This window comes from Allopusillimonas soli, assembly GCF_004153445.1.
Lineage (GTDB): Bacteria > Pseudomonadota > Gammaproteobacteria > Burkholderiales > Burkholderiaceae_B > Allopusillimonas > Allopusillimonas soli.
Map to the genome: position 1 here is coordinate 196,207 of NZ_SDQC01000001.1, position 12,560 is coordinate 208,766.

Consider the following 12,560-nt stretch of genomic DNA (forward strand, 5'->3'; position numbering starts at 1 on the left):
AGCATGTTGAAAGAAGCACTGATTGCCGCGGCATGCGCCGCCACAGCCATTGCCGCCCAAGGCGCCCACGCGGCCGGCTACCCCGACAAGCTCATCACGCTGATCATCGGGTTTTCTCCTGGAGGCCCCACCGATTCGATCGGTCGCGTGCTGTTCAAGCAAGTTTCCCAGGAACTGGGTGTGCCGATCGTGATCGAGAACCGCCCCGGCGCCGGCGGCACGCTGGGCGAGCAGGACCTGCTGCGCGCCAAGCCCGACGGCTATACCCTGCTTTACGGTACCTCGTCGATCACGACCGCACCCGCGCTGTTCGGGCGTGACGACCTCAATCCCAAGACGGCCTTCGACGCGGCTGGCTGCTCCGTTGCCGTGCCGCTCATCCTGCTGACTGCCCAGAAGCTGAATGCGCAGGATGCCGCGTCCTTCTACAAGGATGTGAAAGCAAGTCCCGGCAAGTACTTCATGGGTTCCTCAGGCAATGGCGCCATCGACCACCTGGTGGGCATGGATATCGCTGCAAAGCTCGGCCTGGACTTCCAGCACGTACCCTACAAGGGCAACGGCCCGGCGCTGACAGACCTGGCCGCCGGCACCACCAGCTTCATGTATTCTGGCTCCTTCAACAGTGCCATGCCCTTCATCAAGGACGGCAGGGTCAAGGCACTGGCTGTGACATCGGCCAAACGCTCCAACGCGCTGCCCGACGTACCCACGCTGAGCGAATCGGTACCCGGGCTGGAAGGCTACGACGCCGGCACATGGCAGGTACTGCTCGCGCCCAAGGGTACGGACCCAGACATTCTGCAGAAACTGGACCAGGCGCTGAAGGCCGCCATGAAGAACCCGGACGTCCTCAAAAGCCTGCGGTTCCAGGGTGCCGAAGTCATGGACAAGACACCACAAGAATGCCAGGCCTATATCAATACGGAATATGACCGCTGGTCCGGCACCATAAATAGACTGGGCCTGAAGGCGGGGGGTTGATCAGCCCGGCGCGCATGCGAGACCCGCGGGATCGACTATGTCGATCTCGCGGCCACGAACCACGATCAGGCCGCGATCGCCAAGGTCATGCAGTATGCGGGAAAAATGTTCCGGCGTCAGGTTCAGCCGGGATGCGATCACGGTCTTGCTGGCCGGCAGCGTGCAGGCGTTGAGGCGCCCGTTCCCGCTTTCGCGCAAGAGATAGGCGGCCACCCGTTCGGTGCCCGAACGCAGCGAATAGGCTTCGACATCGGCCATCAACCCATGAAGCCTTTGGCTCAGGCTAGCCAGCATCTTGCAGGCGAACTCCGGGCGCGCCCGGATTTCCTCCATGATGGCATTCTTGCCGACATGAAGCAGAAAGGTGTCGGCCAGGGCCTGGCATGACACCACATACGGCTTGCCCAAGAACATGACGGCCTCCCCGAAGCTGGCTCCTGGGCCGACGATGCGCACGACTTTTTCCGTTCCCGCAGGCGACACCAGCAGAAGGCGAACCTGACCATAGACCACTGCGTGCATCCCCACGCACGGCTCTCCCCGGCTGAATACCGTTTCACCGCGCGCAACCTTGATACCCGTGGTGCCTGCCGCGAGCCGGCCCAGCTCCGCGCTGCCCAACTCCCTGAACAACGGCAGTTGACTGAGAAAATCCTGTATTCGCGTCTTGCGAGCCTGCGCTGCGCCTGTCTTCATGGTACAAAATTACCTGTCAAGATATCCCGCCGGCCGGAAAACGATACGTGCCCAAACTGCTGCTGAACATCATCGGAACGATCGCACTTGTGCTCGGCATCATAGGTATTTTCCTGCCTCTGCTTCCGACCACGCCTTTCCTGTTGCTGGCGTCGGCCTGTTATGTGCGCGGCTCGCGCCGCATGCACGCGTGGCTGATGAATCACCGCCATCTCGGCCCCTATCTGCATGCAATATACACGGACAAGGGGCTCTCCCGGCGCAAAAAGGCTGTTGCGCTGTCGACGATGTGGGCGTCCCTTGCCGTATCGGCATGGATCATGCCGATACCTTGGGTGCGCCCGCTCCTGCTGATACCCGGCATAGGCGTCACAATCTATCTGCTGCGCATGAAAACCGCCGAACCCGAAGGAAGCACGCAGCGACTGGGCCACCACTGACGCCTTCGCCGACATGAATCGGGTTGCGCCGCATATGCCAACATCGCACAGCCCGCTATCATGTGGATACCTGCCCGGCCGTTCCATTGCGCCCAGGCGGCATTCTTTTTTCAACGCTTCGGGCGAAGCTGTCAGGAAGCTGAACAAAGCCATTGTATTATTAAGGTCGCCACGTAACACAGTCATTCCTCTTTCCCGCCAATGTCCCTGGTCCTGATACTCGCACTGCCTTTCGCCGGCAGCATCGTCGCCGCGCTGTTGCCTCCCAATGCACACAAAATCGAAGCATGGCTGGCCGGCATCGTTGCGCTGGCCTGCACGGCGCTAATCCTGCTGCAGTTGCCTGCCGTACTCGACGGACAAGTCATCAAGTCGACGCTGGCCTGGGTGCCGGCGCTGGGATTGGAACTTACCCTGCGCATGGATGGCTATGCATGGCTGTTCGCGCTGATCGTGGCCAGCATGGGCAGCCTGATCGTCCTATACGCACGCTACTATCTGTCGCCTCAGGATCCCGTCTCCCGCTTCTTTTCCTTTTTCCAGGCATTCATGGGTGCCATGCTGGGCATCGTGCTGTCGGGCAATCTGATCCAATTGGTGGTGTTCTGGGAGCTCACCAGCCTGTCGTCGTTCATGCTCATCGGGTATTGGTACCACCGCATGGACGCCCGTCGCGGCGCCCGCATGTCGCTGGTGATCACAGGCATGGGAGGGCTGTGCCTGCTGGCGGGCGTCCTCATGCTGGGCCATGTGGTCGGCAGCTATGATCTCGATCAGGTGCTGGCCGCGGGCGAGCGCATACGGCAGGACCCCTGGTACTCCTACATACTCATTCTCATTGCATTGGGCGCACTCACGAAAAGCGCACAGTTTCCGTTCCATGTCTGGCTGCCCAATGCCATGGCGGCACCCACGCCCGTGTCGGCCTATCTGCATTCGGCCACCATGGTCAAGGCGGGCGTATTTCTGCTGGCCCGATTATGGCCCGTGTTGTCGGGCTCCAGCGAATGGGCGTGGATCATCGGCACGGCAGGCCTGCTGTCGCTGACACTGGGCGCTTATGCGGCTACGTTCCAATCCGACATGAAGGGCGTGCTTGCCTATTCGACCATTAGCCATCTGGGGCTGATCACGCTACTGCTTGGGCTAAACAGCAAGCTGGCGCTGGTGGCCGCCATCTTTCACATGGTCAACCACGCCACCTTCAAGGCCTCGCTGTTCATGGCCGCCGGCATCGTCGACCATGAAACGGGCACACGGGATCTCACCCGACTGTCGGGCCTGTATCGCAGCATGCCGATCACGGCTACGCTTGCGGTGGTGGCAGCGGCCTCCATGGCCGGGGTCCCCCTGCTCAACGGCTTCATCTCCAAGGAGATGTTCTTTGCCGAAACCGTCTTTGTAGGCGATAACTGGTACAGCCGCGTCGGGCTGCCGCTCATGGCTGTTGTGGCCGGCGCATTCAGTGTGGCGTACTCTGTTCGCTTCATCGCCCAGGTATTCTTCGGGCCAGCCCCGCGCGACCTGCCCCGCACGCCGCATGAGCCGCCACTACGCATGCTGGTACCCAGTGCCGTGCTGGTCCTGGCCTGCCTCATCGTGGGCATGCTTCCCGGCTACACGCTCGGCCCATTCCTGAGCAACGCGGTGGTGTCCATACTCGGTGCACAAACCCCGCCATATGACCTGCGCGTCTGGCACGGCTTCAATCTACCTCTGGCCATGAGCATGCTGGCCATGGGAGGCGGCCTGCTGCTGCTCTGGACACTGCGCCGCTGGCATGCCGCCCATCCTGGCGCCGCGCCCTTCATCTATAGATTCGACGGACGGCGAAGCTTCGAAACGCTGCTCGAATGGCTGGACACCCTGGCCGCCTATGTGCTGGGATGGATACGATCTCCCCGGCAGCAGCCGCAGCTGGTGCTGGTGTTCCTGACTACCCTTCTGGTCGCCGCTCTGCCGCTGCGCCAGGCCGGATGGCTTCAGCCCACCGTCCATACAGACCTCAATCCCTTCTTCGCACTGCTGTGGTTGGCCGGCGGCGCCTGCGCCGTTGGCGCTGCGCGGCTGGCCAAGTATCATCGCGCGGTTTCGCTGCTGCTGGCCGGCGGCGCGGGCCTGGTGACATCGTTGACGTTCTCCTGGCTTTCGGCCCCCGATCTCGCGCTCACCCAGTTTGCAGTCGAAGTCGTCACGACTGTCCTGATCCTGCTCGGCCTGCGCTGGCTGCCTCCGCGCCTGCGCGAAGAAGACGAAGACAAGCCTATTTCCGGAACGCTGCTGGCCTACCTGCGGCGCTCGCGCGATCTCATCATCGCCGTGTGCGGCGGTGCGGGCATGGCGGCGCTCGCCTACGCCGTGCTCTCCAGCGGACACCCGCAAGGCATTTCTTCGTTCTTCGTCCAGCAGGCCCTGCCGCTGGGCGGCGGAGCCAATGTTGTCAATGTCATCCTGGTCGATTTCCGGGGTTTCGACACATTCGGCGAGATCACCGTGCTGGCTATCGTCGCGCTTACTGTCTATGCCCTGCTGCGCCGCTTCCGCCCGCCCCCCGAAAGCCTGCATCTGCCCCGGGCGCGTCTCGAGGACGTCAGCAACGCCCAGCTCAATTCCACATTTGACGAGCCCAACCCCATTTCCAGGGTGCCTCGCGGCGTCATGATGGTGCCGGCTGTACTTGTACGCCTGCTGCTGCCCATCGCCGTGCTGATTTCCCTCTACTTCCTGCTGCGCGGCCACAATCTGCCGGGAGGCGGCTTCGTGGGCGGACTCATCATGGCCACGGCCATCATTCTGCAATACATGGTGGGCGGCATCATCTGGGTCGAGGCGCGGCCACGCATCCATCCGCAGTCATGGCTGGCCGTGGGCCTGCTGGCGGCGGGCACGGCGGCCATTTCGGTATGGTGGCTGCACAAGCCGTTTCTGTCCGCGGCCAGTGCCGACGTCGTCCTGCCCGTAATCGGCACCATTCACTTGTCCACTGTGCTGCTTTTCGATGCCGGTGTCTACATGCTGGTGGTGGGCGCCACAGTGCTCATGCTCGTAGCGCTGGCTCACCAGTCGCTGCGCCTGTATCGCAAACCCGCGGCCGATAAAGGAACACGCTGATGGAAATCGTACTTGCCCTCGCCATTGGCGTACTCTCCGGCTCGGGAATCTGGCTGCTTCTTCGTCCGCGCACTTTCCAGGTCATCATGGGTTTGTCGCTCATCTCGTACGCCGTGAACTTGTTTATCTTCGCCATGGGACGCATTACGCTGAACGCACCGCCCGTCATTGACACGGCCTGGGGAGCCGATCCCGCCCGCTACGCCGACCCGTTGCCCCAAGCGCTGGTGCTCACGGCCATTGTCATCGGGTTCGCCACGACCGCCTTGTTTCTGGTGCTTCTGCTGGCATCCCGGGGCCTCTCGGGCACCGATCACGTCGACGGGCAGGAGCACAGCCAATGACAGCATGGCTGCAACATCTGTCCATACTGCCTGTCGCGGTGCCACTGGCCGCGGGAGCGGCCATGCTGCTTACCGGGGACAGCCGCAGGCGCTGGCGCCTGGCGCTCGGCCTGCTTTCCATTGTGATTCAGCTCGCGCTGGCGCTTACGCTGCTAAGTATGACGACGGGCTATATCACCATGCCGTGGCCCGACGGCGTGGGCGTCTATCTGCTTGGCGACTGGCCCGCCCCCTTTGGCATCGTGGCAGTGGTCGACCGCCTGTCCGTCGTGATGCTGCTGCTGACCGCCGTGCTGGGCGCAGCGGCCTGGACATACGCCACCGCGCGGTGGGACAGGTCAGGCGTGCATTTCCATCCTCTTTTCCAGTTCCTGCTCATGGGGCTGAACGGCGCCTTCCTCACCGGCGACCTGTTCAATCTGTTTGTTTTCTTCGAGGTGCTGCTTGCCGCCTCTTATGGCCTCATGCTGCACGGTTCAGGCCGCGCGCGCGTCGCGGCGGGACTGCACTATGTCGTCATCAACCTCGTTTCCTCCTTTCTGCTGCTCATCGCCATGGCGATCATCTACGGCGTCACGGGCACGCTGAATATGGCCGACCTGGCAGTGCAGGCGGGCCTGCTGTCCGGCCATGAGCGTCAATTGTTCGAGACCGGCGCGGCCATTCTCGGCGTGGCGTTTCTCATCAAGGCCGCGGCGTGGCCGCTGAACTTCTGGCTACCGGCGGCATATGCTTCGGCCTGCCCCCCGGTGGGCGGCATGTTTGCGATCATGACCAAGGTTGGTATTTATGCCTTGCTCCGGATCGGCTCGCTGCTGCTGCCCACGGGCGCGCCGGCGGCTTTCGGCGGCGCGTGGATGTTTCCCGTAGGCATGGCCACGCTGGCTTTCGGCACCATCGGCATTCTGGCCACCACGCAGGTTGAACGGCAGGCGGGCTACTGCATCATCATGTCCTCGGGCACGCTGCTGGCGGCGCTGGGCATGCCCGGCGTCACGCTCACCGGCCCCGCACTGTTCTACCTGATCGTCTCCGTACTTACGCTGGGCGCCTTTTTCATGCTCCTGGAGCTCATAGAACGCACCCAGCCGTTCGGCGCCGAGCTGCTCGCCGTCAGCCTGGAGGCCTTTGATGTCGAAGACGAGGAGTCGCCGGAGCGATCCGATGATGTCGTGGGCGTGGCCATCCCCGCCGCCATGGCCTTTCTCGGCCTGGCCTTCATTGCCTGCGGCCTGCTTGTCACCGGGTTGCCGCCCCTGTCCGGTTTCGTGGCCAAGTTCGCCCTGCTCTCCGCGGCGCTGGGCACATCGGCCCTGGACCTTCCCTCCGTGGCCAGTTGGTCGCTGATCGCGGGCATATTGATTTCAGGCATGTCCGGCATCATCGCCTTCAGCCGCACCGGCATCCGCCTGTTCTGGTCAAATGAAGACATGATTGTTCCACGACTTCGCATCAGCGAGGCTGGCCCGATCGGCGCACTGGTGCTGGCTTGCGTATTGTTGACTTTCTGGGCCGGCCCCGTGATGAGCTATCTTGACAATACGGCTCGCTACCTCGACAAGCCCGATGCCTACATCAACGCAGTCCTGTCGCAAAGCCCTGTACGCAGCGTCGGCGGAGGCCAGCCTTGAAACGCATTGTCCATATCCTGACCCTGCCCCTGCTGCTGCTGGCGCTGTGGCTGCTGCTCAACGACAGCCTGTCCGCGGGTCAGATCACGCTGGGCGTTCTGCTTGCGCTGACACTCACCGGTGCGCTGGCCGCCTCGCAATTGCGACCGCTACGCGCGCATCCTCGGCGCCTGCTGCTGGCTGTCAGGCTGCTGGCGCATGTTGCCTGGGACATTGCCGTCTCCAATGTTGCCGTCGCGTGCATTATCTGGAAAGGCCGGAAGGCGGACATCACACCCGGTTTCATACGCATTCCGCTGCGCCTGCGCGATCCGCACGGTTTGGCGGCATTGGCCTGCATTGTCACCTACACACCCGGCACGGTATGGGCGGAGTACGCAGAAGCCGAAGGTGTGCTCACTCTGCATGTACTAGACTTGAAGGACGAGTCGGCATGGCTGCGCATCATCCAGCAACGCTACGAACGTCCGCTTCTGGAGATCTTCGAACCATGAATACTCTGGCCGCATCCTCTCTCATCTACTGGGCAGCCAGCTTCGCGCTGGGATGCTTCGCGCTGGCGCTGGCCTGCGCGGCGCTGCGCCTGCTGCGCGGCCCCGCTGCATCTGACCGTGTCCTGGCGCTCGATACCATGTACATCAATGGCATGCTCATCCTGCTATTACTGGGGCTGCATTTCAAGTCGGAACTCTATTTCGACATCGCATTGCTGATCAGTATGTTCGGCTTCGTCAGTTCGGTTGCGATGGCCAAGTTCCTGCTGCGCGGCGAGGTCATAGAGCCATGAATCTGCTCGTTGCCTTCGCAGTATCGCTGTTGCTGGTATGCAGCGGCATTCTGGCCCTGACGGGCAGCATCGGGCTGCTGCGCATGTCGTCGTTCTTTCGCCGCATCCATGCCCCCACGCTCGGCAATACGGCGGGCGTGTTCTTCGTGTTGGTTGCCACCATCCTGCTTGCTTCGACAAGCGAACACCGGCTGGTCATCCATCCCATTATTATCACGCTATTCCTGATCATCACCTCTCCGGTAAGCGCAATGCTACTGATGCGGGCAGCCATCCGGCGCAAGGCACGAGAATTGCATCAGAATCCGGGCGACATCATTCTGGGTCCCAGCGACGAGCCCGCCGCTCCGACCCAGGCAGAAGCGACACGCGCTGCGGATGAGGAGCCCGCTAGAATGTAGATACCCGCTGTTACAACCAAAAACGCGGTATTTGTAACAGGCCTATATACTGGAAAAGTGGCTTCTCTCGAGGAAGCAATTCAAACCGCAATACGCCGCGCCTCCAAGCGGCGTATCGCCAGAAGAAGGAGTAGGCTTATGACGCTTTCACACACAACCCTTTCCCGCCTGATGCTGGCTGTTTTTGCCGCGGGCGCCTGCATGGCAGCTTCCACGGCAGCGGCGCAAGCCATCAGCCCCGAAGCACAATACAAGACGGATGTTGCCCGCTGCCAATCGGGCGATACCAACCAGGACAAGGCCACGTGCATGCGTGAAGCGGGTGCCGCGCTCGAAGAAGCGAAGCGCAACCGTCTCATGCACGGCAACGCCAATTATGACCAGAACCAGGTTCGTCGCTGCCAGGCGTTGCCGGCGGATCAACGGGAAGATTGCATGCTGCAGATGTCACCGGGGTCGAACACCCAGGTACAGGGCAGCGTGGCTGGCGGCGGCGTATTGAGGGAAACGACCATAACCATACCCGGCCAGCCCGCGACTTCCACCGCAGCGCCGACAGCACCCAATACGCCTCCCGTCATTGCGCCATCCGCACCGGTGCCAGCCACCAGCCAGCAAACGATGCCGGCGCCCCAGACCACCACGCCGCCCTCCGTACCCGCACCCGGCAGCCCGGTGCCACCGCCACCACCCGCGGTGCCTCCCGGCACAGGGGTTCAGTAGGCCTTGCGCAAACCCGGGAAGGCGCCTGGCCGCAGCGGCTGTCCGACCCGGATCGGACACCGGGCCGGCGCATCCGTGTTTCTGCAAGTACTCACTCCTGGCGTGTAAACCTGGCTCCGATGCGAGGGCCAGGAAATACCAGCGTGACGCGTGTGCCCGGAAACGCGGGGCGGCTGGAGAGATTCCACCATGCGCCGTGCGCGCGCGCGATTTCACGCACAATGGCCAGACCCAGGCCGGAGCCTTCCGCCACAGCTTGCGGCGAACGATAGAACGCCTCGAAAACACGCTCGGCATCGTTGGGGTTGATCCCTTTGCCGTCGTCCTCGACTGACAGGGACGGAGGATTGGCTGACACCTGAAGTTTGACCGCCGTGGCGCCCTCGCCATAGCGCAGCGCATTGTCTATCAAGTTGCTGAGCAGTTCTTCCAGCAGGATGGGATCAACATCGACCCACACCGGTTCGGATGGCGCCGACAGTTGGACATCGAGATGGCGCGTGCGCGCCTGGGGTATCCATTCGGCGGCGCTCTCGCGCACCCATTCGGAAAGATCCACTCTTTTGAAGCTATCCTGCGGGCGCGTGGAAGAGTCTGCCCGGGCCAGCACAAGCAGTTGCTGTCCCAACCGTATCATGCGATCGGTGACAGTCTTGATGCGCTCGGCTCTGCTGCGGACATCATCGGGCAATGTACGCTGCAACATGAGCTCGGACTCGAGCTTCAGCCCGGCAAGCGGTGTGCGCAACTGATGGGCTGCGTGCCCAATGAAGCGCTTCTGCGCCTGCATGGAGTCATCCAGGCGTATGAGCAAGTCATTGAAATGCGTGACCAGCGGCGCCACCTCGGTTGGCAGGCCTGCCACATCGAGCGGCTGCAGGTCTTCGATAGACCGCTGCCGTATCTCCTGGGAAAGCCGATTGATGGATGCCAAGCCCGACTGGACGCCGGATACCAGCACCCAGGCAAACAGAAGCACAAGCACGATCTGACCTACGACCATGGTCCAGAATATGTCGCGCAGCAGCCAGGACTCAAGCGATACCTTGCGCGTCATGACCCATGTTGCCCCCAGATCGATGACAACCAGCACAAATACCGCCGGAAACAGTCTCAACACGAGATGGCGCGCCAGAGACCCTGGCGGCATGCCTGTGGACCAGAGCCTAGCCAGCGGTATTTTCCACATCGAGCAAATAACCGAAGCCCCGCACTGTCTGGATACCCGCGCCCGTGCCTTCCAGACGCTTGCGCAACCGATAGACGTAGACTTCGACCGCGTTTTCGCTGAAATCAGCATCCCAGGCTGACAGCGAATTGACAATCTGCCGCTTTGTAACGACGCGGCCCACACGTGCCATGAGCATTTCCAGCACGGACAATTCCCGAACGGAAAGTGCAAGGCGTTCGCCGTTGGCGCGGACTTCGCGGCCAACGGAATCGAATACCAGAGGCCCTGCCTCGATGAAAGGCTGGGCCTGGCCTGCGCGGCGGCGGCCAAAAGCCCGCACACGGGCAGCCAGCTCGGCCAGCTCGAATGGCTTGGTGACATAATCGTCTGCGCCCGCGTCCAGGCCCGCCACGCGATCCTCCACGCCATCGCGGGCGGTGAGTATCAGTACGGGAACCTGCTCGTTGTTCGCGCGCAACTTGCGTAGAATCTCGAGCCCGCTTTCACCGGGCAGATTCAAATCGAGCAGGAGAAGGTCGTAGCTTTGCCCGGCGACCGCGCCGGCAACCTGCTCACCATCAGCCAGCCAATCCACGGCATAGCCTTGTTCCACCAGAAATTCCTGCAGCGCGTGGCCCAGGGTGGTGTCATCTTCAATAACTAGAACTCGCATGGCACGATTCTATATCGAAGCGGGGAATTCGTCGCGTCCTGTAATGCACGTGCATCAAAACAGAGCCGGGGCATCGGCGGCGCGTGTATTGCCCGCTGATGCCCCGGCATGGACGGACCGTCAGCCCGGTCAGTGCGCTGCTGCCGGGGTGACCCCCCGGGAGCCGCCTGCCTGCTGGCCTTGCCCTGCTCCACCTACTGCGCTGCCCGCCTTGCCAGCGGACGACTCGTGGGCTACGTCTTTGGCGGCGGGGCGGGTGATGAAGCCCATGCGTTTGAGGCCGGCTGCCTTGGCGCTGCTCATGATTTTTGCGAGAATTTCGTAGCGCGTGTTGAGATCTGCACGAATGCGCAGCTCTGGCTGAGGATCCTGGGTGGCCTCGCTGGCCAGGCGCGATTCGAGCTCATCAGGGCTGATGGCCTCGTCGTTCCAGTAGAGGATGCCCTCGGCATCCACCGCCAGATCTATGGATTTGGGCTCCATTTCAACCGGATCGGCGGAGGCCTGCGGCACATTGATGCGAATGGAGTGGCTGATGAGCGGCGCCGTGATAATGAAAATAACCAGCAGCACCAACATGACGTCGATCAACGGCACCATGTTGATTTCATTGACCGTGTGGTTGGCCGCCTTGGTGTCGAAGCTACCGAAAGCCATTTACTCTCCTTTGCTCGCGGCCAGGGCAACGCGGCGCCCCTTGCCGTTCCATTCGAATACCTGTTGGCCGGTCGAAAGGAATGTGTAGAGGTCATGGGCAAAGGCATCAAGCGAAGCGAGATAGACCCGGTTGCCGCGCACAAAGCCGTTGTATGCCAGCACTGCGGGAATGGCGACAGCCAGGCCCAGCCCCGTCATGATGAGCGCCTCGCCAACCGGGCCGGCAATGCGGTTGATGGTGACGCCGTCCACGGAAAGGCCGATGCCGACCAGCGCGTGGTAAACCCCCCACACCGTTCCGAACAAACCCACGAAGGGCGCCGTGGAACCTATGGAGGCCAGCACGGTCAGGCCGTTCTCGAGCTTGGCGGTTTCTTCGTCGATGACCTTGCGGATGGTGCGCGTGACAAATGCACCCGTGGAACCTTTTTCCTCGAGCTTTATGGCCCCGTACTTGGCATGGTGCTTCTGGGCGTGAATGGCGTGGCTGGTGACATGCGCGAAAGGCTCTGTGGCACCGTGCGTGGCGATTTCGTTTTCGACCTGCTCCAACGAGCTGGACGCCCAGAACTCGCGCAGGAACTTGTGCGTACGGCGCCGTGTGCGGAAATTGGTGAAGGACTTGACGAAGATGAGATACCAGCTGACAAGCGACATGACGATCAGGATGCCGAAGAGGGACTTGCCCACCACGTCGCTCTGGGAAATGAAATGCAGCACGCCCCCCTGATCGGCATTGGGCAGGGGTGGCGTGCCGACCACCCCCGCGACTGCCGACGCCGCCGCGCCGGTGGCGGCCGAGGCCGTCTCGGCAACGGAGGACGCCGCATCCACGGCGGACGAGACCGCCCCGCCCGCTGCGTTGGCGCCAGTTTGCGCGGCATCGCCTAGCTGTGCAAGCACGTGCAGTGCGCTGTGAAATAAATCGAGCATTCTCGTGTC

The 12,560-nt window shown here is 62.2% G+C and carries 14 protein-coding genes; 9 read left to right on the forward strand and 5 right to left on the reverse strand.

All coding sequences use genetic code 11. The features are described 5' to 3' along the window. Window positions 1-3: 3 nt before the first annotated feature. Window positions 4-984 (forward strand): Bug family tripartite tricarboxylate transporter substrate binding protein, encoded by a 981-nt coding sequence (locus ERD78_RS00860; protein WP_129967288.1) that lies wholly within the window; start codon window positions 4-6, stop codon window positions 982-984. On the opposite strand, the gene ERD78_RS00865 is transcribed toward ERD78_RS00860, so the two are convergent. Then, entirely contained in the window at window positions 985-1,680 is a 696-nt protein-coding gene (locus ERD78_RS00865) for a Crp/Fnr family transcriptional regulator (protein ID WP_129967289.1), read from the reverse strand. Between the two features lie 47 nt (window positions 1,681-1,727). Between ERD78_RS00865 and ERD78_RS00870 the strand changes: the two genes are divergently transcribed. The 8 genes from ERD78_RS00870 to ERD78_RS00905 all read left to right on the forward strand — a co-directional run bounded on the left by ERD78_RS00870 (window position 1,728) and on the right by ERD78_RS00905 (window position 9,117). Next, a complete protein-coding gene (locus ERD78_RS00870; RefSeq protein ID WP_129967290.1) occupies window positions 1,728-2,120 on the forward strand; it encodes a YbaN family protein in 393 nt (130 codons plus the stop codon). A gap of 201 nt (window positions 2,121-2,321) precedes the next feature. Next, window positions 2,322-5,231 (forward strand): monovalent cation/H+ antiporter subunit A, encoded by a 2,910-nt coding sequence (locus ERD78_RS00875; protein ID WP_129967291.1) that lies wholly within the window; start codon window positions 2,322-2,324, stop codon window positions 5,229-5,231. Continuing rightward, a complete protein-coding gene (locus ERD78_RS00880) occupies window positions 5,231-5,575 on the forward strand; it encodes a Na+/H+ antiporter subunit C (protein WP_129967292.1) in 345 nt (114 codons plus the stop codon). The genes ERD78_RS00875 and ERD78_RS00880 overlap by 1 nt, the downstream gene beginning before the upstream one ends. Continuing rightward, the gene (locus tag ERD78_RS00885; protein ID WP_129967293.1) at window positions 5,572-7,206 is read left to right on the forward strand and encodes a monovalent cation/H+ antiporter subunit D; all 1,635 of its coding nucleotides are present in this window, start codon (window positions 5,572-5,574) and stop codon (window positions 7,204-7,206) included. Before ERD78_RS00880 ends, ERD78_RS00885 begins: the two co-directional genes overlap by 4 nt. Further along, entirely contained in the window at window positions 7,203-7,700 is a 498-nt protein-coding gene (locus tag ERD78_RS00890; protein ID WP_129967294.1) for a Na+/H+ antiporter subunit E, read from the forward strand. Before ERD78_RS00885 ends, ERD78_RS00890 begins: the two co-directional genes overlap by 4 nt. Next, a complete protein-coding gene (locus ERD78_RS00895; RefSeq protein WP_129967295.1) occupies window positions 7,697-7,993 on the forward strand; it encodes a K+/H+ antiporter subunit F in 297 nt (98 codons plus the stop codon). Before ERD78_RS00890 ends, ERD78_RS00895 begins: the two co-directional genes overlap by 4 nt. Then, complete coding sequence (gene mnhG, locus ERD78_RS00900; RefSeq protein WP_129967296.1) at window positions 7,990-8,394, forward strand: monovalent cation/H(+) antiporter subunit G; 405 nt, start codon at window positions 7,990-7,992, stop codon at window positions 8,392-8,394. Before ERD78_RS00895 ends, mnhG begins: the two co-directional genes overlap by 4 nt. A gap of 138 nt (window positions 8,395-8,532) precedes the next feature. Beyond that, window positions 8,533-9,117, forward strand: coding sequence for a hypothetical protein (locus ERD78_RS00905; protein ID WP_129967297.1), 585 nt, complete (start codon window positions 8,533-8,535; stop codon window positions 9,115-9,117). Between the two features lie 91 nt (window positions 9,118-9,208). On the opposite strand, the gene ERD78_RS00910 is transcribed toward ERD78_RS00905, so the two are convergent. From ERD78_RS00910 to ERD78_RS00925, 4 genes are all read right to left on the reverse strand, one after another. Next, the gene (locus tag ERD78_RS00910) at window positions 9,209-10,306 is read right to left on the reverse strand and encodes a sensor histidine kinase (RefSeq protein ID WP_129967298.1); all 1,098 of its coding nucleotides are present in this window, start codon (window positions 10,304-10,306) and stop codon (window positions 9,209-9,211) included. Beyond that, window positions 10,284-10,961: a response regulator transcription factor gene (locus tag ERD78_RS00915; RefSeq protein WP_129967299.1), complete on the reverse strand. Its 678-nt coding sequence runs from the start codon at window positions 10,959-10,961 to the stop codon at window positions 10,284-10,286. The genes ERD78_RS00910 and ERD78_RS00915 overlap by 23 nt, the downstream gene beginning before the upstream one ends. Before the next feature lie 129 nt (window positions 10,962-11,090). Then, window positions 11,091-11,618: an ExbD/TolR family protein gene (locus tag ERD78_RS00920; protein WP_129967300.1), complete on the reverse strand. Its 528-nt coding sequence runs from the start codon at window positions 11,616-11,618 to the stop codon at window positions 11,091-11,093. Further along, on the reverse strand, window positions 11,619-12,551 hold the full coding sequence (locus ERD78_RS00925; protein ID WP_129967301.1) for a MotA/TolQ/ExbB proton channel family protein: 933 nt from the start codon (window positions 12,549-12,551) through the stop codon (window positions 11,619-11,621). Between the last annotated feature and the right edge of the window lie 9 nt (window positions 12,552-12,560).